21 protein-coding genes and 1 other RNA gene are annotated in these 19,971 nt (G+C 53.8%); 14 read left to right on the top strand and 8 right to left on the bottom strand.

The window, feature by feature from the left end; all coding sequences use genetic code 11:
- The first annotated feature begins 47 nt into the window (after window positions 1-47).
- Together rpiA and serA are read left to right on the top strand one after the other, a co-directional pair.
- Window positions 48-707, top strand: a complete 660-nt coding sequence (gene rpiA / locus CSE01S_RS19765; protein ID WP_042292197.1) for a ribose-5-phosphate isomerase RpiA — start codon at window positions 48-50, stop codon at window positions 705-707.
- A 262-nt stretch (window positions 708-969) separates the two neighbouring features.
- Window positions 970-2,202, top strand: a complete 1,233-nt coding sequence (gene serA / locus CSE01S_RS19760) for a phosphoglycerate dehydrogenase (protein WP_042292195.1) — start codon at window positions 970-972, stop codon at window positions 2,200-2,202.
- Between the two features lie 92 nt (window positions 2,203-2,294).
- On the opposite strand, the gene CSE01S_RS19755 is transcribed toward serA, so the two are convergent.
- Window positions 2,295-2,741 carry a hypothetical protein gene (locus CSE01S_RS19755; RefSeq protein WP_042292193.1) on the bottom strand — a complete coding sequence of 149 codons (447 nt, stop codon included), beginning with the start codon at window positions 2,739-2,741 and terminating at the stop codon, window positions 2,295-2,297.
- A gap of 189 nt (window positions 2,742-2,930) precedes the next feature.
- A complete protein-coding gene (locus CSE01S_RS19750; protein ID WP_042292190.1) occupies window positions 2,931-3,158 on the bottom strand; it encodes a hypothetical protein in 228 nt (75 codons plus the stop codon).
- Between the two features lie 196 nt (window positions 3,159-3,354).
- Here CSE01S_RS19750 and CSE01S_RS19745 point away from each other — a divergent pair, with 196 nt between their 5' ends.
- Both CSE01S_RS19745 and CSE01S_RS19735 read left to right on the top strand, forming a co-directional pair.
- The gene (locus CSE01S_RS19745; RefSeq protein ID WP_042292187.1) at window positions 3,355-4,071 is read left to right on the top strand and encodes a hypothetical protein; all 717 of its coding nucleotides are present in this window, start codon (window positions 3,355-3,357) and stop codon (window positions 4,069-4,071) included.
- 216 nt (window positions 4,072-4,287) lie between these two features.
- Window positions 4,288-4,767 (top strand): Hcp family type VI secretion system effector, encoded by a 480-nt coding sequence (locus CSE01S_RS19735; RefSeq protein ID WP_042292182.1) that lies wholly within the window; start codon window positions 4,288-4,290, stop codon window positions 4,765-4,767.
- A gap of 68 nt (window positions 4,768-4,835) precedes the next feature.
- Here CSE01S_RS19735 and CSE01S_RS19730 read toward each other — a convergent pair whose 3' ends face one another.
- The 3 genes from CSE01S_RS19730 to zapA form a co-directional block, all read right to left on the bottom strand.
- Window positions 4,836-5,432, bottom strand: a complete 597-nt coding sequence (locus CSE01S_RS19730; protein WP_042292179.1) for a 5-formyltetrahydrofolate cyclo-ligase — start codon at window positions 5,430-5,432, stop codon at window positions 4,836-4,838.
- Between the two features lie 23 nt (window positions 5,433-5,455).
- A non-coding RNA gene (gene ssrS, locus CSE01S_RS22570) (6S RNA) lies at window positions 5,456-5,639 on the bottom strand.
- 41 nt (window positions 5,640-5,680) lie between these two features.
- Window positions 5,681-6,010: a cell division protein ZapA gene (gene zapA / locus CSE01S_RS19725; protein WP_006686880.1), complete on the bottom strand. Its 330-nt coding sequence runs from the start codon at window positions 6,008-6,010 to the stop codon at window positions 5,681-5,683.
- A gap of 167 nt (window positions 6,011-6,177) precedes the next feature.
- Here zapA and ygfB point away from each other — a divergent pair, with 167 nt between their 5' ends.
- The 4 genes from ygfB to ubiI all read left to right on the top strand — a co-directional run bounded on the left by ygfB (window position 6,178) and on the right by ubiI (window position 10,577).
- Window positions 6,178-6,756 carry a UPF0149 family protein YgfB gene (gene ygfB / locus CSE01S_RS19720; RefSeq protein WP_131729030.1) on the top strand — a complete coding sequence of 193 codons (579 nt, stop codon included), beginning with the start codon at window positions 6,178-6,180 and terminating at the stop codon, window positions 6,754-6,756.
- Between the two features lie 27 nt (window positions 6,757-6,783).
- Window positions 6,784-8,100, top strand: a complete 1,317-nt coding sequence (pepP, locus tag CSE01S_RS19715) for a Xaa-Pro aminopeptidase (protein ID WP_042292172.1) — start codon at window positions 6,784-6,786, stop codon at window positions 8,098-8,100.
- On the top strand, window positions 8,097-9,275 hold the full coding sequence (gene ubiH, locus CSE01S_RS19710) for a 2-octaprenyl-6-methoxyphenyl hydroxylase (RefSeq protein ID WP_042292169.1): 1,179 nt from the start codon (window positions 8,097-8,099) through the stop codon (window positions 9,273-9,275). Before pepP ends, ubiH begins: the two co-directional genes overlap by 4 nt.
- Window positions 9,276-9,374: 99 nt before the next feature.
- Window positions 9,375-10,577 (top strand): FAD-dependent 2-octaprenylphenol hydroxylase, encoded by a 1,203-nt coding sequence (gene ubiI, locus CSE01S_RS19705; protein ID WP_042292168.1) that lies wholly within the window; start codon window positions 9,375-9,377, stop codon window positions 10,575-10,577.
- A 73-nt stretch (window positions 10,578-10,650) separates the two neighbouring features.
- Here the strand turns inward: ubiI and CSE01S_RS23635 are convergent, their stop codons facing one another.
- On the bottom strand, window positions 10,651-10,734 hold the full coding sequence (locus tag CSE01S_RS23635) for a hypothetical protein (protein WP_434219506.1): 84 nt from the start codon (window positions 10,732-10,734) through the stop codon (window positions 10,651-10,653).
- A gap of 293 nt (window positions 10,735-11,027) precedes the next feature.
- Here CSE01S_RS23635 and gcvT point away from each other — a divergent pair, with 293 nt between their 5' ends.
- The 4 genes from gcvT to CSE01S_RS19685 all read left to right on the top strand — a co-directional run bounded on the left by gcvT (window position 11,028) and on the right by CSE01S_RS19685 (window position 16,438).
- Complete coding sequence (gene gcvT / locus CSE01S_RS19700; RefSeq protein ID WP_042292164.1) at window positions 11,028-12,122, top strand: glycine cleavage system aminomethyltransferase GcvT; 1,095 nt, start codon at window positions 11,028-11,030, stop codon at window positions 12,120-12,122.
- Window positions 12,123-12,147: 25 nt separating this feature from the next.
- Complete coding sequence (gcvH, locus tag CSE01S_RS19695) at window positions 12,148-12,537, top strand: glycine cleavage system protein GcvH (RefSeq protein ID WP_042292161.1); 390 nt, start codon at window positions 12,148-12,150, stop codon at window positions 12,535-12,537.
- A gap of 208 nt (window positions 12,538-12,745) precedes the next feature.
- Window positions 12,746-15,619, top strand: a complete 2,874-nt coding sequence (gene gcvP / locus CSE01S_RS19690; protein ID WP_042292159.1) for an aminomethyl-transferring glycine dehydrogenase — start codon at window positions 12,746-12,748, stop codon at window positions 15,617-15,619.
- A gap of 75 nt (window positions 15,620-15,694) precedes the next feature.
- Entirely contained in the window at window positions 15,695-16,438 is a 744-nt protein-coding gene (locus CSE01S_RS19685) for an SDR family oxidoreductase (protein ID WP_042292156.1), read from the top strand.
- Window positions 16,439-16,496: 58 nt separating this feature from the next.
- Here CSE01S_RS19685 and CSE01S_RS19680 read toward each other — a convergent pair whose 3' ends face one another.
- Together CSE01S_RS19680 and CSE01S_RS19675 are read right to left on the bottom strand one after the other, a co-directional pair.
- Window positions 16,497-17,930 (bottom strand): 6-phospho-beta-glucosidase, encoded by a 1,434-nt coding sequence (locus tag CSE01S_RS19680; RefSeq protein ID WP_042292153.1) that lies wholly within the window; start codon window positions 17,928-17,930, stop codon window positions 16,497-16,499.
- A gap of 117 nt (window positions 17,931-18,047) precedes the next feature.
- Window positions 18,048-18,776: a MurR/RpiR family transcriptional regulator gene (locus tag CSE01S_RS19675; protein WP_042292150.1), complete on the bottom strand. Its 729-nt coding sequence runs from the start codon at window positions 18,774-18,776 to the stop codon at window positions 18,048-18,050.
- A 52-nt stretch (window positions 18,777-18,828) separates the two neighbouring features.
- Here CSE01S_RS19675 and yqfB point away from each other — a divergent pair, with 52 nt between their 5' ends.
- Complete coding sequence (gene yqfB / locus CSE01S_RS19670; RefSeq protein ID WP_042292149.1) at window positions 18,829-19,140, top strand: N(4)-acetylcytidine aminohydrolase; 312 nt, start codon at window positions 18,829-18,831, stop codon at window positions 19,138-19,140.
- 162 nt (window positions 19,141-19,302) lie between these two features.
- Window positions 19,303-19,962 (top strand): PAQR family membrane homeostasis protein TrhA, encoded by a 660-nt coding sequence (trhA, locus tag CSE01S_RS19665; protein WP_042292146.1) that lies wholly within the window; start codon window positions 19,303-19,305, stop codon window positions 19,960-19,962.
- Window positions 19,963-19,971 lie beyond the last annotated feature (9 nt).

The raw sequence follows: 19,971 nt of genomic DNA, 5'->3' as shown, positions 1-19,971 counted from the left end.
TCGTCTATAATGCGCGTGAATTTTTCCATATCACAGGCGATACGATCATGACGCAGGATGAACTGAAAAAAGCGGTAGGATGGGCGGCACTTCAGTATGTACAGCCAGGTACCATTGTGGGGGTGGGGACCGGTTCAACCGCCGCACACTTTATTGATGCGCTGGGCACCATGAAAGGACAAATTGAAGGCGCGGTTTCCAGCTCGGACGCCTCCACCGAAAAACTCAAAAGCCTCGGCATTCCTGTGTTCGATCTCAACGAAGTGGACAGCCTCGGCGTTTACGTCGACGGTGCGGATGAAATTAACCCGCATATGCAGATGATTAAAGGCGGCGGCGCGGCGCTGACCCGTGAAAAAATCATCGCTTCGGTGGCGAAGACGTTCGTTTGCATCGCCGACGCCTCGAAAGAAGTGGATATTCTTGGCAACTTCCCGCTGCCGGTCGAAGTGATCCCGATGGCGCGCAGCGCGGTCGCGCGTCAACTGGTAAAACTGGGCGGTCGTCCTGAATACCGTCAGGGCGTGGTGACGGACAACGGTAACGTTATCCTTGATGTCCACGGCATGGAGATCCTCGACCCTGTGGCGATGGAAAACGCGATCAACGCTATTCCAGGCGTGGTGACCGTCGGTCTGTTCGCCAATCGTGGCGCGGATGTGGCGTTGATCGGTACTGCCGACGGCGTAAAAACCATTACCAAATGATCTGACAGGGGGCGTCCGTCTCCGGTTAAAAAATTTCCGCAGGGCAAATTTGGTGACTTCTGTCACGTTTTATCGTTTGCCCTGCTGAACTCACCAAAGAAAAAGTTATCTCCAGCATTTTCCTCTGGTATTTCCCGCTGCATGATATTTCTTCAGCAAGTCGACGCAAACGTTCATATTGCCGCAATAATTTTTTTTGATATGTTGAAAGGCGGATGGAAATCCGCACACACAACATCAGATAAAACACAGGGTCGGGGAAATGGCAAAGGTATCGCTGGAGAAAGACAAGATTAAGTTTCTGCTGGTTGAAGGCGTGCACCAGAAGGCGCTGGATAGCCTTCGTGCGGCAGGGTATACCAACATCGAATTTCACAAAGGGGCGCTGGATGCTGAACAGCTGAAAGAGTCCATCCGTGATGCCCACTTCATTGGCCTGCGATCCCGTACCCATCTGACTGAAGACGTGATCAACGCAGCGGAAAAACTGGTCGCCATCGGCTGTTTCTGCATCGGCACCAATCAGGTTGATCTGTCCGCGGCGGCGAAGCGCGGTATACCGGTGTTCAACGCACCGTTCTCGAATACCCGTTCGGTTGCGGAACTGGTGATTGGTGAACTCTTGCTGCTTCTGCGCGGCGTGCCGGAAGCCAACGCCAAAGCGCACCGCGGCGTGTGGAACAAACTGGCGGCCGGTTCGTTCGAAGCGCGTGGCAAAAAGCTGGGGATCATTGGTTACGGCCATATCGGTACGCAACTGGGGATCCTGGCGGAATCGCTGGGTATGCATGTCTTCTTTTACGATATTGAAAACAAACTGCCGCTGGGTAACGCGACCCAGGTGCAGCATCTTTCTGACCTGCTGAATATGAGCGACGTGGTCAGCCTGCACGTACCAGAAAACGCCTCCACGAAAAATATGATGGGCGCGAAAGAGATCGCCCTGATGAAGCCCGGATCGCTGCTGATCAACGCCGCGCGCGGTACGGTCGTCGACATTCCGGCGCTGTGCGATGCGCTGGCAACCAAACATCTGGCCGGGGCGGCAATCGATGTCTTCCCGACTGAGCCTGCGACCAACAGCGATCCGTTTACCTCGCCGCTGTGTGAATTCGATAACGTGATCCTGACGCCGCACATCGGCGGTTCCACGCAGGAAGCGCAGGAAAATATCGGTCTTGAAGTGGCGGGTAAGCTGGTGAAATACTCCGATAACGGCTCCACGCTTTCTGCGGTGAACTTCCCGGAAGTCTCGCTGCCGCTGCACGGTGGGCGTCGCCTGATGCATATCCACGAAAACCGTCCGGGCGTACTGACCGCGCTTAACCAGATCTTTGCTGAGCAGGGCGTGAACATCGCTGCGCAGTATCTGCAAACCTCAGCGCAAATGGGCTATGTGGTGATTGATATTGAAGCGGATGAAGACGTGGCGGAAAAAGCGTTGCAGGCGATGAAAGCCATTCCAGGCACCATTCGCGCACGTCTGCTGTACTGATTATCCAGAATGCCCGGTGGCGTTAACGCTGACCGGGCCTGATACAGAGTCAAGCTCCAGTCCGGGTAAGGCGTCGCCGCCACCCGGTTTTTTTACAGGTCCACCAGCCCTTCTTCGGTTTTCAGCCAGCGTGGCGCTTTTAGCGTATCGGCAAAAAAGATGACCAGATCCTGCAATAAATCACCGGCTACCCGCTCCATCTCCGCGGAAAGCGTTTTGTTCATCAACAACTGCGTTAACAGCTGGCAGTAGCGTCCGGTCTGATCCGCTTCCGGCGCGAAAAGAGGAAAACGCGTCGGCAAGGTGTCAACCGTCAGGCTGTCTTTCAAATGCGCGGGCGCAGGCTCGGTTAGCGTGGGCTGTAACAACGCGAGACAGGCGGACAGACGTGCGCAGATAGCCAGTTTCTCCACCGGGTTATGGCATTCGACCAACGCTTCTGTAAAGCGCTCGCAGTCATCCGCCAGTTCGGTGAAATCCGTGGCATGGTTAAACGGCAGGGTAAATAAAGAGTGTGAAAAAAGCCGGGTAGTGTCCATTAGGGACGTCTCCAGTATGTCGTATTTAAACCACCACTGGAGAGGCTAATCTCGCGGGTGGTGGTGCCGGACGGAGTTAGCCTTACCGGTCATACTGGATACCGGCGCGTCTTGCGACGCCCCCGACCGGCCCACCATTGAGGCGAGACCAGTCGCACGACATAGAAGTATATATCGCCAGTATGATTTTCAGAAGGCTAATTCCGGCACCTGATTTTGCAGGTGCGGCAAGAAGATACCGCTTAACCATGACGCTGACAAGAGGGTATTCTGGAAGGCGACTCGCAAAATTAACCTATTGATATGGCTGATGATTCTTCCAGGAGGCGCTACGTTTACCGGGCCTGGAATAACCGCAAGCCGCAAACCACGAATCATGAACTCCAGGCCGGGTGAGGCATCGCCGCCATCCGGCATTTGGACAAGTCCCCTTTCCTGTCTTCAGCAAGCGCAGCTATTTTTGCCCTTTTCGGGCCTTATTCTGAAAAAAGATGACATAAGCGTGAATAACCCTTTTTTAGTATAACCTGATGTTAAATACAGACAGCGTGTTGAAAGCCTATGACTGTATCAATTCATGCTGCTATTTAATGAATATTATTGAAGGATGGTTATGTATTATAGTGACTCAATCATTACATCAATAGAAGCTGAAAAAATTCTCGCTTTGAAGCTCGAAAGTGCACTGACTGGAGTGAAAAAAAATGTTATCGATACATTGAAACAAATGGGTGATGGTTTTACTCGTGCTACATATTATTCTTCTTGTTTTATGGAAAACTATCAGGACGTTTGCACTCGACTCAAACATGAAGATGTAAGGTTTATTTCTGGTCTTATTCAACTCGTAAAGGATCGCAATATTATTTTTCTAATGATGCGGATCTATATAGAGATTCATTTCAACAATAAAAAAGAAGGGCAGGTGCAAAATATAGTACGAAAACTTGTAGGTGCAGGGGTTCATATTTCAACAACAGGTTTAACCAATAGATTATTGATCTCCTCCGTGGCGGTCGCAATCTGTCAAAGTTTTACTTTTAATGCCCTGGTGTACAGTCGTATATCGAAGTTACGCTCGCTTATGCTAAAAGGCAGTGTAACAACAACGGCAATGGCACTGAACATTTATGGGTTAGTTCAACAGGCATCAATAAGTGCGAATAATTTGAAGAGGTTTAATGTCTACTATTATCAGGCTTTATATGAGTATCATCTGGAAATGATGTATTTATTCATAGAGCCTGTCATTACGAAGAACCCATATTTAAACCCGGCTTTTATTACAGATGATGCGTTAGTTGATTTGATCATCAGGTTGGTGAAGTGATTATATGGGTTACTTTATAAAATGGTTGAAGGAAGAGCTTTTCCTTTTTTTCTGGTCTGCGGGATGGTTGCTGTCGATTGTTGTTTTGAGCATGGTAGCAGTGTCATTTTTTCCTGATTTCGCAATTACACTGATGGGCTTTTATATTCTACTGATCATCGGTATACATATCTTTCTTTGGTTTAAATGGAAATAATTAATTGAGGGTTTTATACTATGTCAAACCCTGCATATTTATGGTTAACAGATGAAAATGGTTCCCCGGTCACGGGTTCTTGTTTGATGCCAACCCGACTCGGTTCTATAGAATTACGCTCAGTGAGCCATCATGTCTGGTTACCTACAGATCAGCATACAGGAAGACTGACAGGTACCAGACTCCATGCGCCTGTTCTGTTCCAGAAAGAATTTGATAAAACAACGCCACTGTTATTTCGGGCGCTTTGTGAAGGAAGAACGCTCAAATCAGCCACGATAAAAATGTACAAGATTAATGATGCAGGTATCGAAGTTGAGTATTTCAATATGCTCTTAGAGAATGTGAAAATTACTGCAATAACGCCTAATTTGCATCCCAGTGGTATGACTAATATGCATCTCGAAGAAATAAATCTCCGTTATGAAACAATTACATGGAAGTATACGGACGGAAACATTATGTATAAAGACCGCTGGAACGATCGCATAGTAGCGTGAAAAAAGTATGAAATATGAACAATACTATCTTCATGCCGGGTAAGGCGTCGCCGCCACCCGGTTTTTTTTCACCACTCCCACACTTTCGACGGCGTCACCACCGCAGGTAGCGGAACATCCCACTTCTCAACGGGCAAGGCTTCTACAACCTGGCAATCGTGCGCATACCCCACTGGCGTAAAACCATGCTGCTGCCAGTTTTGCAACGTGCGATCGTAAAAACCGCCGCCCATGCCTAATCGCTGACCCTGTTTGTCAAACGCCACCAGCGGGGTCACCAGCAGGTCCAGATCCGCAAGCGGCAGTACGTCGCGTACGTCGAGCTTAGGTTCCTGAATTTTCAGACGGTTTGTCACCAGTTCGCTTTGCGGGTGATAGTGTAAAAACAGGAGATTGCCGGGGCTGAAAGGATGAAGAACCGGCAGATAAACGCGCTTGCCCGCGCGCCAGAGTTGCTCGATCAGCGGCTGTGTGTCGAGTTCGCCATCAAAGGATAAAAACACGGCGACCGTATGCGCCATCACCACCGGAGGATAAGTAAGCATACGGGTAGCGGCGCGCTGACCAGATTCACGTTGATGTGATGGCGTCAGGGCGCGGCGGCGTAGCCGAATCATACGGCGAATGTCTTGTCTGGATAAGGAAAGTTCAGAATGTAGCGTCATGGCTGTCGCCAGATTTAAGAAGGGGAATCTCCGAGATGCCGCCGCAGGCTGTAACCCTTGAACCCTTGGTTCAAGGTGAATGTGTCGTCACAGTTTTAAGGCTTCTCGGACGAACCGAGCATGCTCACCAACCGCGGAGCGCCACATTCTTGTGGTATGAAATATCGGCTCAGGGGACTGGCCCGCTTGCAAACATCTCAGAGAAATTTTTTCTTCACGGTCACTGTACCATAGTCAACCGGGAAGTGTTATTCAAAATTTTGGCCCGTTTTTTCGGTTATGCGACCCTGATCAAGCAGTGCCTGTTCGATGGTCTGTTGTAGCATCCGAATACGCTGCTCCATGCTCGCCGCGTAGTCGCGGGTCTTCGCTTTTTCCTGAGTTAATTCGTAGCTGATGTTCAGTGCGGCAATGAAAACCAGCTGCTCAGTATTTGTGACTCTAGTGCGAACTTTCAGATCTTGCAACCGCTGATTCAGATCGTCCGCAGCCTGATTCAACGCATCCCTTTGTTCAGGCGGGCAATTCACTCGCAGTGAACGGCCAAAAATTTGGATATCGACGGGTTGTGCAGACATGCCACCTTCCTGCTGATTGACTGCGCTGCCTTCGTCTCCAGACCCGGGGTCCGCGAAGGGGCGACACTATAGCTACCCTGGTGTGAAGATACAAGCCCTTTTCTGGTATCACCAGGGTCCAAAGTGGTAGCATATCATGAATATCCTCCCTTTGATGACGAATGCGTATGTCTATACAGAACGAAATGCCTGGTTACAACGAAATGAACCAGTATTTGAACCAACAAGGGGCTGGCCTGACACCAGCCGAAATGCACGGTTTAATCAGCGGGATGATTTGCGGCGGCAACAACGACAGCTCATGGCAGCCGCTGCTTCACGACCTGACGAACGAGGGGCTGGCCTTCGGTCATGAACTGGCTCAGGCGTTGCGCAAAATGCACGCGGCCACCAGCGACGCGCTGGAAGATGACGGCTTCCTTTTTCAGCTTTATCTGCCTGAAGGCGATGACGTGAGCGTCTTCGATCGCGCCGACGCGCTGGCGGGATGGGTCAACCATTTCCTGCTCGGTCTGGGCGTGACGCAGCCTAAACTGGATAAGGTCACCGGCGAAACGGGTGAAGCCATCGACGACTTGCGTAATATCGCGCAACTTGGCTACGACGAAGATGAAGACCAGGAGGAACTGGAAATGTCCCTCGAGGAGATCATCGAGTACGTGCGCGTTGCCGCGCTGCTGTGTCACGACACTTTTACCCGACAGCAGCCGACCGCACCGGAAGTGCGAAAACCGACGCTACACTAAAAAGATAACGAAAACGGAGGCCACGTCATGACACCGCAGGAATACCAACGTCGTCGCCAGGCACTGCTGGCGCAGATGCAGCCAGGCAGCGCCGCGCTGATTTTTGCCGCACCCGAAGTCACCCGCAGCGCAGACAGCGAGTACCCGTATCGCCAGAGCAGCGATTTCTGGTATTTCACCGGTTTTAACGAGCCGGAAGCTGTGCTGGTGCTGATCAAAAGCGACGAAACCCATAACCACAGCGTACTGTTCAATCGCGTGCGCGATCTGACCGCAGAAATCTGGTTTGGTCGTCGTCTGGGGCAGGATGCCGCACCGGAAAAACTGGGTGTCGATCGCGCGCTGGCCTTCAGCGAAATCAATCAGCAACTGTACCAGTTACTTAACGGGCTGGACGTGGTTTATCACGCGCAGGGCGCGTACGCTTATGCCGATGAGATCGTCTTCTCTGCGCTGGAAAAACTGCGCAAAGGGTCGCGGCAGAATCTGAAAGCACCAGCAACCCTGACCGACTGGCGTCCAATGGTGCATGAAATGCGCCTGTTTAAATCAGAAGAAGAGATCGCCGTCATGCGTCGCGCGGGCGAAATCACCGCGCTGGCGCATACCCGGGCGATGGAAAAGTGCCGTCCCGGTATGTTCGAATACCAGCTTGAAGGTGAAATCCATCACGAATTTAACCGCCACGGCGCACGTTATCCTTCTTACAACACCATTGTTGGCAGCGGTGAAAACGGCTGTATTTTGCATTACACCGAAAACGAAAGCGAAATGCGCGACGGCGATCTGGTGCTGATCGATGCGGGATGTGAATACAAAGGTTACGCGGGGGACATCACACGTACTTTCCCGGTGAATGGCAAATTCACCCCGGCCCAGCGTGAAATTTATGACATCGTGCTCGAGTCGCTGGAAACCAGCCTGCGCCTGTTCCGTCCGGGAACGTCCATTCAGGCGGTCACCGGCGAGGTGGTGCGCATTATGATCACCGGACTGGTGAAGCTTGGCATCCTGCATGGCGAGGTGGAGCAATTGATTGCCGACAACGCTCATCGCCCGTTCTTCATGCATGGCCTGAGCCACTGGCTGGGTCTGGATGTGCACGATGTTGGCGAATACGGTCAGGATCGCTCGCGGATTCTGGAACCGGGGATGGTCATCACCGTTGAACCGGGTTTGTATATCGCTCCGGATGCCGATGTGCCTGACGCATACCGTGGCATTGGCATTCGTATTGAAGATGACATCCTGATCACAGAAAACGGCAACGAGAATCTCACCGCCAGCGTCGTGAAAAAAGCGGGCGAGATTGAAGCGCTGATGGCGGCGGCGCGTCAGCAATGAGCGTGATTATCGTGGGCGGCGGCATGGTCGGCGCGACGCTGGCGCTGGCTATTTCGCAACTCAGTCATGGGACGCTGCCGGTACATCTGATTGAAGCGACGGCGCCGGAGGCCGATGGCCACCCCGGATTCGACGCCCGGGCGATAGCGCTGGCAGCAGGTACCTGCCAGCAACTGGCGCGAATAGGCGTGTGGCAGGCCATTGCCGACTGCGCGACCGCTATCACGAGCGTTCACGTCAGCGATCGCGGTCATGCCGGCTTTGTTACCCTTCACGCTGAGGACTATCGTCTCCCGGCGCTGGGGCAGGTGGTTGAACTGCACGACGTAGGGCTGCGGCTTTTTGCCCTGTTGCGCAAAGCGTCTGGCGTTACGCTGCACTGCCCGGATCGGGTCGCCAGCGTATCGCGCACGGCGGAGCAGGTGAGCGTGACGCTGGAAAACGGTCAGACGGTTACCGGTAGCCTGCTGGTTGCCGCCGACGGCACGCGTTCAGCGCTGGCAAGCGCGTGTGGCGTTGAGTGGCAGCAGGAACCGTATGAGCAACTGGCGGTGATAGCGAACGTCGCCACGTCTCTTGCGCATGACGGCCGCGCCTTTGAACGCTTTACCGCGCATGGTCCGCTGGCGATGCTGCCCATGTCTGAAGGCCGCTGTTCGCTGGTGTGGTGTCACCCGCTGGAAAAGCGCGACGAGATTCTGGCCTGGTCAGACGAACGTTTTTGCCGCGAACTGCAGACAGCATTCGGCTGGCGGCTTGGCCGGATCACGCTGGCGGGCAAACGTAATGCTTATCCGCTTGCGTTGACTACGGCGGCGAAAGCGTTTACCCATCGCACCGTACTGGTGGGCAATGCGGCGCAGACGCTGCATCCAATCGCCGGACAAGGGTTTAACCTCGGGCTGCGCGATGTGATGAGTCTTGCTGAAACCCTGACGCAGGCGCAGTCTGTGGGGCAGGATATCGGCGATTACAATGTGCTTTCCGCCTATCAGCAGCGCCGCCAGCAAGACCGGAACGCCACGGTCGGCGTGACCGACGGCATGGTGCATCTGTTTGCCAATCGCTGGATACCGCTGGTGGTTGGGCGCAACGTCGGGTTAATGGCTATGGAGCTGTTTCCACCCGCCCGTGACGCTCTGGTGAAGCGCACGCTTGGCTGGGTTGCGCGATAAGTGAACCGCCATCCGGCACGATGCGCGTTAAAATGCCTGAATGAGGGCTTTATCAGGTCTGCAACAGACGAACGACGTTTTTTTGACCAGGAGTAAACAGTGCAAAGTGTTGATGTAGCAATTGTTGGTGGAGGCATGGTTGGCCTGGCTGTCGCCTGTGGTTTACAGGGCAGCGGACTGCGCGTCGCGGTTCTTGAGCAGCGTGAACCGCAGCCTCTGGCAGCGGATGCGGCGCCAGCGCTTCGCGTGTCGGCCATCAACGCCGCCAGTGAAAAACTGCTGAGCCGTCTCGGCGTATGGTCAGAGATCGTTTCCCACCGTGTGAGCTGTTATCACGGAATGGAAGTCTGGGATAAAGACAGCTTTGGCCGTATCACGTTCGATGACAAAAGTATGGGTTACAGCCATCTCGGTCATATCGTCGAGAATGCTGTCATTCACGACGCGCTGTGGCAAAAGGCCCGACAGTCTTCCGATATCACGCTGCTGGCGCCAGCGGAGTTACAACAGGTGGCGTGGGGTGAAAACGAAACCTTCCTGACCCTGAAGGACGGAACGATGCTCACCGCCCGTCTGGTCATTGGCGCTGACGGGGCGCATTCGTGGTTGCGTAATAAAGCGGACATTCCGCTAACCTTCTGGGACTATCGTCACCATGCGCTGGTCGCCACCATTCGTACTGAAGAAGCGCACGGCGCAGTGGCCCGTCAGGTGTTTCACGGCGACGGGATTCTCGCATTCCTGCCGCTTAGCGATCCGCACCTGTGTTCTATCGTCTGGTCGCTTTCGCCTGAAGAGGCGGAACGGATGCAGCAGGCTGATGAGGCCGCGTTTAACCAGGCGCTGACCATCGCGTTTGATAACTGTCTCGGCCTGTGCCGTGTGGAAAGCGAGCGTCAGGCGTTTCCGCTGATCGGGCGCTATGCGCGTCAGTTTGCTGCGCACCGGCTGGCGCTGGTCGGCGATGCCGCCCATACCATCCACCCGCTGGCCGGTCAGGGCGTGAATCTTGGCTTTATGGATGCCGCAGAACTGATTGAGGAGCTCAAGCGTCTGCATCGTCAGGGCAAAGATATCGGTCAATATCTTTATCTGCGTCGCTACGAGCGCAGCCGCAAGCACAGCGCCGCGCTGATGCTGGCGGGTATGCAGGGTTTCCGCGAACTGTTTGCCGGTGAGAACCCGGCGAAGAAAATGCTGCGGGATATCGGTCTGAAGCTGGCCGATACCCTTCCTGGCGTAAAACCGCAGTTGATTCGTCAGGCGATGGGCCTGAACGATCTTCCCGAATGGCTACGCTGAGAATCGTCCCGATTCACAGAGTTTGAGACCCGTCACACTTCTCTCTCCCGGCGTCTTCGCCGGGGACCTTCGCTCATTTGAAATAAACTAATTTCACCCACGTTTTCGCATTACTTTTTCTAATGAAAGTGTTTTTGCGCTGCGCGATTTTTGACAATTTTTCCGCATTTAATGTTTCATTCTGCGGAGAGGGTGCGCAATTTTAAAAATAAAACACAGACAGAAGGGCGTTTAAGCAGTATTTTATTTTTCTGTGCTGCTGGCGATTTTTGGTCATAAGCTAATGTGATGATTAATTTTGCCTTATGGTTAAGCGTCAGTTTCGGTGGTAAGTTCAGAGTCAAAGAGAACGTTTGCGTCGGGGTCGGGACAGGGCTCCGGCGCCAGGTTTCGTGGTGAATATTGTCACGGCGAAATGGTTGTCAGCCCCGCTTATTCAATGAGGACAAGATGGCTCAACAGACTCCTTTGTACGAACAACACACGCTATGTGGCGCGCGCATGGTCGATTTTCATGGCTGGATGATGCCGCTGCATTATGGTTCTCAGCTTGATGAGCACCATGCGGTCCGCACCGATGCCGGCATGTTCGATGTGTCGCACATGACCATCGTCGATTTGCACGGCAGCCGCACCCGGGAGTTTTTGCGCTATCTGTTGGCGAACGATGTGGCAAAGCTCACCAAAACCGGGAAAGCCTTGTATTCCGGTATGCTTAACGCGTCGGGCGGCGTCATCGATGACCTGATTGTGTATTACTTTACCGAAGATTTCTTCCGCCTCGTTGTCAACTCCGCCACCCGCGAAAAAGACCTCTCCTGGATCTCCCAACACGCCGAACCTTACGCCATTGAGATCACCGTTCGTGATGACCTGTCGCTGATTGCCGTTCAGGGGCCGAACGCGCAGGCGAAAGCCGCCACGTTGTTCACCGACGAACAGCGTCAGGCAGTAGAAGGCATGAAACCGTTTTTCGGCGTCCAGACGGGCGATCTGTTTATCGCAACCACCGGCTACACCGGCGAAGCGGGCTATGAAATTGCGATGCCGAATGAAAAGGCCGCCGATTTCTGGCGGGCGCTGGTCGATGCTGGCGTTAAACCGTGCGGCCTCGGCGCGCGCGACACGTTGCGCCTGGAAGCGGGCATGAACCTGTACGGTCAGGAGATGGACGAAGGGATCTCCCCGCTGGCGGCCAATATGGGCTGGACGATCGCCTGGGAACCGGCTGAGCGCGACTTTATCGGTCGTGAAGCGCTGGAGATGCAGCGTGAAAAAGGCGCCGAACAACTGGTCGGTCTGGTAATGACGGAAAAAGGCGTGCTGCGTACTGCGCTGCCGGTCCGCTTTACCGATGCCCAGGGTAATCAACAAGAAGGCATCATCACCAGCGGTACGTTCTCTCCGACGCTGGGCTACAGCATTGCGCTGGCGCGTGTGCCGGAAGGTATTGGCGAGACGGCGATTGTGCAGATCCGTAACCGTGAAATGCCGGTAAAAGTGACTAAACCTGTCTTTGTGCGCAACGGCAAAGCCGTCGCGTGATTCATCCTTTTCTGGAGATTGATTGATGAGCAACGTACCCGCAGAACTGAAATACAGCAAAGAACACGAATGGCTGCGTAAAGAAGCCGATGGCTCCTACACCGTTGGCATCACTGAACACGCTCAGGAGTTGCTGGGCGATATGGTGTTTGTTGACCTGCCGGAAGTGGGCGCGACTGTCAGCGCAGGCGACGACTGCGCGGTGGCCGAGTCCGTGAAAGCGGCGTCTGACATCTACGCGCCAGTGAGCGGCGAGATTGTGGCCGTCAACGACGCGCTGAGCGACTCTCCGGAGCTGGTCAACAGCGAGCCGTATGCCGCGGGCTGGATCTTTAAGATCAAAGCCAGCGATGAGAGCGAACTGGATTCGCTGCTGGACGCCACGGCGTACGAAGCATTGTTAGAAGACGAGTAAAAACGCTGCATTCTTCACGCTGCAGGCGTGGCTTACCCCGGTCACTGACTCACCTAAGCGCCTGGGGATCCTCTGCGTCGCCGCCCTCCTGCAACGCGAATGATTCTGCATATTCGTTTTATATGCCCAGGCCCGGTAAGCGTATCGCCACCGGGCAATTGAGTTAAAGACAATCACGATTCACTGCACGTTTCAGGAACCATCGCCCATGACACAGACGTTAAGCCAGCTTGAAAACAGCGGCGCTTTCATTGAACGCCATATCGGACCGGACGCCGCGCAGCAGCAAGAAATGCTGAATACGGTTGGCGCCGAGTCGTTAAATGCGCTGATCGGCCAGATTGTGCCGAAAGATATTCAGCTTGCCACACCGCCGCAGGTGGGCGAGGCGGCGACAGAATATGCAGCGCTGGCTGAATTAAAAGCCATCGCCGGACGTAACAAGCGCTTCACCTCCTTCATTGGTATGGGTTACACCGCCGTGCAGTTACCGCCGGTGATCCTGCGCAATATGCTGGAAAACCCGGGCTGGTACACCGCTTACACGCCATACCAGCCGGAAGTGTCTCAGGGCCGTCTGGAAGCGCTGCTCAACTTCCAGCAGGTAACGCTGGATTTGACCGGTCTGGATATGGCGTCTGCCTCGCTGCTCGATGAAGCGACTGCCGCAGCAGAAGCCATGGCGATGGCGAAGCGGGTGAGCAAACTGAAGAACGCCAACCGTTTCTTCGTCGCCGCTGACGTCCATCCGCAAACGCTGGATGTCGTGCGGACGCGTGCGGAAACCTTCGGTTTTGACGTGATTGTCGATGACGCCGAAAAAGTACTGGATCATCAGGACGTGTTTGGCGTGCTGTTGCAGCAGGTCGGCACCACCGGCGAAGTGCACGATTACCGCGCGCTGATTAGCGAACTGAAGGGGCGGAAGGTGATTGTCAGCGTCGCGGCCGATTTTATGGCGCTGGTGCTGTTGACGGCGCCGGGCAAACAGGGCGCGGACATTGTGTTCGGCTCCGCCCAGCGCTTTGGCGTGCCGATGGGCTACGGCGGTCCACACGCGGCCTTCTTTGCGGCAAAAGATGAATTTAAACGCTCCATGCCGGGCCGAATCATTGGCGTATCGAAAGATGCTGCGGGTAACACCGCGCTGCGCATGGCGATGCAGACGCGCGAACAGCACATCCGTCGTGAAAAAGCCAACTCCAACATCTGTACCTCACAGGTGCTGCTGGCGAATATTGCCAGCCTGTATGCGGTATATCACGGTCCGGTTGGCCTGAAACGTATCGCAAATCGTATTCACCGCCTGACGGATATTCTGGCGGCAGGTTTGCAGCAAAAAGGGCTGAAACTGCGTCATACGCACTACTTCGATACCCTGTGTGTGGAAGTGGCAGATAAAGCCGCGGTGCTGGCGCGTGCGGAAGCCGCAGAATTTAATCTGCGCAGCGATATCATCAGCGCAGTGGGCATTACTCTGGATGAAACCACAACCCGTGAACACGTAGAGCAACTTTTTACCGTCCTGCTCGGCGACGATCACGGTCTGAACGTAGACGCACTGGACAAAGACGTCGCCCATGACAGCCGCTCTGTTCAGCAAAGTATGCTGCGTGACGACGCGATCCTGAGTCATCCGGTATTTAATCGCTATCACAGCGAAACCGAAATGATGCGCTACATGCACTCGCTGGAGCGAAAAGATCTGGCGCTGAATCAGGCGATGATCCCGCTGGGCTCCTGCACGATGAAGCTGAACGCGGCGGCAGAAATGATCCCAATCACCTGGCCGGAATTCGCTGAACTGCATCCGTTCTGTCCACCGGAGCAGGCGGAAGGTTACCAGCAGATGATCGGCCAGCTTGCCGACTGGCTGGTGAAACTGACCGGCTACGACGCCGTTTGCATGCAACCAAACTCCGGCGCGCAGGGGGAATATGCTGGTCTGCTGGCGATTCGTCATTACCATGAAAGCCGTAACGAAGGGCATCGTGATATTTGCCTGATCCCGGCCTCCGCCCACGGTACTAACCCGGCCTCTGCACAAATGGCAGGGATGCAGGTTGTGGTTGTCGCTTGCGACAAGAACGGTAACATCGATCTTGCCGATCTGCGCGCGAAGGCAGAGCAGGCGGGCGAAAATCTCTCCTGCATCATGGTGACCTACCCCTCCACCCACGGCGTGTATGAAGAGACGATCCGTGAAGTGTGCGAGATCGTTCATCAGTATGGCGGTCAGGTATACCTTGACGGGGCGAATATGAACGCTCAGGTTGGCATTACCTCGCCAGGCTTTATCGGCGCGGATGTTTCGCACCTTAACCTGCATAAAACCTTCTGTATTCCGCACGGCGGCGGCGGTCCGGGCATGGGGCCGATTGGCGTGAAAGCGCACCTGGCGCCGTTTGTGCCGGGCCACAGCGTGGTACAGATTGAAGGAATGCTGACTCGTCAGGGCGCGGTTTCCGCCGCACCGTTTGGCAGTGCGTCTATTCTGCCGATCAGCTGGATGTACATCCGGATGATGGGCGCGGAGGGCTTAAAGCAGGCAAGCCAGGTGGCGATTCTCAATGCCAACTATATCGCCAGCCGTCTGAAAGACGCGTTCCCGGTGCTGTATACCGGCCGCGACGGTCGCGTGGCGCACGAATGTATTCTCGACATTCGTCCACTGAAAGAAGAGACGGGCATCAGCGAACTGGATATTGCCAAGCGCCTGATCGACTACGGCTTCCATGCGCCGACCATGTCGTTCCCGGTAGCGGGCACGTTGATGGTGGAACCAACGGAATCTGAAAGCAAGGTCGAGCTGGATCGCTTTATCAATGCGATGCTGGCGATTCGTGCGGAGATCGATCACGTGAAAGCGGGTGAGTGGTCGCTGGACGATAACCCGCTGGTGAACGCGCCGCATACCCAGAACGAGCTGGTGGCAGAATGGCATCACAGCTACAGCCGCGAAGTCGCGGTGTTCCCGGCAGGGGTGGCGAATAAGTATTGGCCGACCGTGAAGCGTCTTGATGATGTTTACGGCGACCGTAACCTGTTCTGCTCCTGCGTACCGATGAGCGAATACCAGTAATCATTCCGCTGTGTCAGTGACATTGTAGGCCGGGTGAGCGTCACTGCCGCTCGGCTTTTTTGTGGGGGAAAGAGTATGGGAATTGCACTGGTCACCGGCGCCAGCCGGGGAATTGGCAGGGCCACCGCGCTGCAACTGGCGTGCGAAGGTTATACCGTCGCCGTGAATTTTCATCATAATATCCGCGCGGCAACCGAGGTCGTACAGGCGATAACGGCCGCGGGCGGCAAGGCTTTTGCCCTGCGCGCTGACATTAGCGACGAGGCGCAGGTCGTGGCGATGTTCGCCGCTATCGATAGTGAAAACGAGCCGCTAACCGCGCTGGTCAATAATGCAGGTATCCTGTTTGAACAAAGCACGGTTGAGTATCTGACCGCTGAGCGGATCAACCGCGTGCTGGCAACTAACGTGACGGGGTATTTTCTCTGCTGTCGTGAAGCGGTTAAACGTATGTCGTTCAGGCACGGAGGCAAAGGCGGGGCGATTGTGAATGTGTCCTCTGCGGCGTCACGGTTAGGTGCGCCGGGGGAATATGTGGATTATGCGGCGTCAAAAGGCGCCGTCGATTCCCTTACGACGGGATTATCACTGGAAGTGGCGGCGCAGGGCATCCGCGTCAACTGCGTTCGTCCTGGACTGATTTATACCGATATTCATGCTTCCGGCGGCGAGCCCGGGCGGGTGGATCGGGTGAAGTCAATGCTGCCAATGCAGCGCGGCGGTCAGCCGGAAGAGGTGGCGCAGGCGATCGTCTGGCTATTAAGTGAGAAGGCGTCATACGTGACGGGGAGTTTTCTGGAACTGGCCGGGGGGAAGTAAGTCCCACCGCGGCCCTGTCCAGGCCGGGTCAGGCGAAGCCGCCACCCGGCGTAAAGGGTTAAAGCTCTTCGCCGTTACTGGCAATCACTTTTTTATACCACTCAAAACTTTTTTTGCGTGAGCGTGACATATCACCGGTACCGTCGTCGTGTTTGTTGACGTAAATAAAGCCGTAGCGCTTACTGTACTGACCCGTTGTGAACGAGACGCAGTCGATGCAGCCCCACGGGGTGTAACCCATCAGATCCACGCCATCGTAAGTTACCGCTTTGATCATTTCCGCGATGTGGGCGCGCAGGTAGTCGATGCGATAGTCGTCATTAATGCTGCCGTCTTCCTCGACTTTATCGTAAGCGCCAAAGCCGTTTTCGACGATAAACAACGGTTTCTGATAGCGCTCGTACAGTTCGCAGAGGGAATAACGCAGACCCACCGGATCGATCTGCCAGCCCCAGTCAGAGGCTTTCACGTGCGGGTTCGGCACGCTGCCTTCAAAGCCGGAAATGGCGTCGCCGCTGCCGCCTTCCGCTTTCACCGCGTTGGTCATATAGTAGCTGAAGCCTAAATAGTCGCAGGTGCCTTCACGTAAAATGTCCGTGTCGCCTTCTTCCATGTGAATGGTAAAGCCGCGGCGCGCCCATTCGTTCAGCACGTAAGAAGGATAATATCCGCGTAATTGGACGTCGGTGAAAACATAGCGCTCACGCATCGACTCCTGAGCGAACATCACTTCTTCCGGCTTACAGGAGAAGGGATACAGCGCCACCATGGCCAGCATACAGCCGACCTTCATTTCCGGGTTGATGCGCCGCGCCGCTTTCACCGCCAGCGCACTGGCGACAAACTGATGATGCAACACCTGATAGAGGGTTTCTTCAGGATTGTCATGCTCGGTATATACCACGCCGGAGCAACAGTAGCCAAACAGCGGCGCGCGCCAGTTACGCTGGTTGTTGATCTCGTTGAAGGTCATCCAGTATTTGACCTTGTGCTTGTAGCGTTCAAACACCACTTCAGCGAAACGAACAAAGAAATCGACCACCTTACGGTTCGTCCAGCCACCGTATTGCTCTACCAGATGCAGCGGCATTTCAAAGTGGGAGAGGGTGATGACCGGTTCAATGTTGTACTTAAGCAACTCATCGAACATGTCATCGTAAAACTTCAGCCCCTCTTCATTGGGTTGCGTTTCATCGCCCTGTGGAAAAATGCGCGTCCAGGCAATCGATGTGCGAAAACATTTGAAGCCCATTTCGGCAAACAGTTTGATGTCTTCTTTATAGTGACCATAGAAGTCCACCGCGTCGTGATTCGGGTAGTATTTGCCCGGCACCACTTCCCGGGTGATTTCACGCGGTACGCCGTGCGCGCCGCCAGTCAGCACATCACAAATGCTCGGTCCTTTGCCGCCTTTATTCCAGCCGCCTTCCACCTGATGCGCTGCGACTGCGCCGCCCCATAAAAAATCTTTCGGTAAGGTGAGTGTGTTCATCGTCAGGTTATCTCAAATTCATACAAACGGATTTGAGTCTAACAAAGGGAAGGTAAATGTCACGATATAACAAAATAGCGTAGCGGTAATTTGTTACCACCAAAAAACACCCTGTTTTTACGCTAATTTTTTTGCCAGCTTGCGACCAAGCGTCTCAAGAATATAAATCACCGGAATTTGCGTAGTAATATCGTATACGCCGCCAATACGGGTTTGCGGGACGTGCCAGGAGAGATTAAAGTCGGCCAGTTTTGCCAGGCGCGAATGTTCATGGCTGGTGACCGACAGGACCTTACACTTATGCAGGCTGAACTGGCTGGCAAAACGCAGGATCTCCTCGGTTTCGCCCGAAACTGAAAGCACAATCGCCAGCGCATTACGCGCCATATCGTTAGTGACCGGAAAATAAGGGTCGTCAATATGGTTACTGAATTTACCCACATTCGAGAAAAAACGCGCGCCGTATTTCGCTAAGGCGCCGGATGTCCCTGCACCGACAAATATAATGCGTTCAGAAGACAATATTATCTCGACGGCCCGATCGAGTAACTGATCAAATTCATCATTATTTACGCCTTTAAAGAAACTAATGATTTCGCTGGCGCCAAAGTTTGTCTGTTGCGGTTCATTTTGCTCTACATATAATTTAAAACGTACGCGAAATTCTGAGTAGCCTTCGCAACTGAGTTTGCGGCAGAAGCGTAACACGGTGGTGGTGGAAACCCCTGCCTCGTCGGCCAGCTCGCGGATGGTCATGTAGATCACTTTGTCACGGTTTTTAATGACATAGTTGTAGACCAACATCTCGATATTGTTGAGACTGGCGACGGCGGCGTGGGAGAACATACTCACAATGGCAAAACTCACTCATCTGACTTGATCTTCAGGAAATAATAACATGCAGTCCAATGACATCACTTTTTTTCAGCGCTTCCAGGACGATATTCTGGCAGGCCGGAAAACCATCACCATTCGCGATGCTTCTGAAGCGCACTTTAAAGCAGGCGATGTTCTGCGGGTGGGGCGTTATGAAGATGATGGTTATTTTTGCACGATTAACGTGGTGGGGACGTCGACAGTGACGCTGGACACGCTGACGGAAGAACATGCACGACAGGAAAATATGACGCTTGATGAGCTAAAGCAGGTAATCGCTGACATTTACCCGAATGAGAAGCAGTTTTATGTAATTGATTTTAAATGTGTTTGATTTTACCGAACAGCTGTAAGTTGAAATAGTAAATTCAAGTCATTGATATTAAATGATTAAATTTAAAAGTGGAAATATTTTAGCTAACAGGTGTTCACTGGAACTATTCTCAGTTACGCTAGAGGAGCAATCACGAATGTGTTCGTTTCTCCGGAGTAAGCTATGGTTCAAAAGCCATTAATCTCACAGGGATATTCACTGGCAGAGGAAATCGCCAACAGCATCAGTCATGGTATTGGGCTGGTGTTTGGTATTGTCGGCCTGGTGCTGTTACTGGTTCAGGCGGTGGATATGAACGCCAGCGCCACGGCGATTACCAGCTACAGTCTGTATGGCGGCAGTATGATTCTGCTGTTTCTGGCCTCCACGTTGTATCACGCCATCCCACATCAGCGCGCCAAAGTGTGGCTGAAGAAATTCGACCACTGCGCGATCTATCTGTTGATTGCCGGTACTTATACGCCGTTTTTGCTGGTGGGACTGGACTCACCGCTGGCGCGTGGTCTGATGATTGTGATCTGGAGTCTGGCGCTGCTGGGCATTTTGTTCAAGCTGACAATTGCGCACCGGTTTAAGGTGCTGTCGCTGGTGACCTATCTGACGATGGGCTGGCTGTCGTTGATTGTCGTGTATCAACTGGCGATCAAGCTGGCGGCAGGCGGTGTGACGTTGTTGGCAGTCGGCGGCGTGGTCTACTCGCTGGGCGTTATTTTCTACGTATGTAAACGCATACCTTATAACCATGCCATCTGGCACGGCTTTGTGCTCGGCGGCAGCGTCTGCCATTTCCTCGCGATTTATCTGTACGTCGGTCAGGCGTAGTTTGTATGC

The organism is Citrobacter sedlakii NBRC 105722, assembly GCF_000759835.1.
Lineage (GTDB): Bacteria > Pseudomonadota > Gammaproteobacteria > Enterobacterales > Enterobacteriaceae > Citrobacter_A > Citrobacter_A sedlakii.
This window is presented reverse-complemented; position numbering and strand designations above follow the sequence as displayed.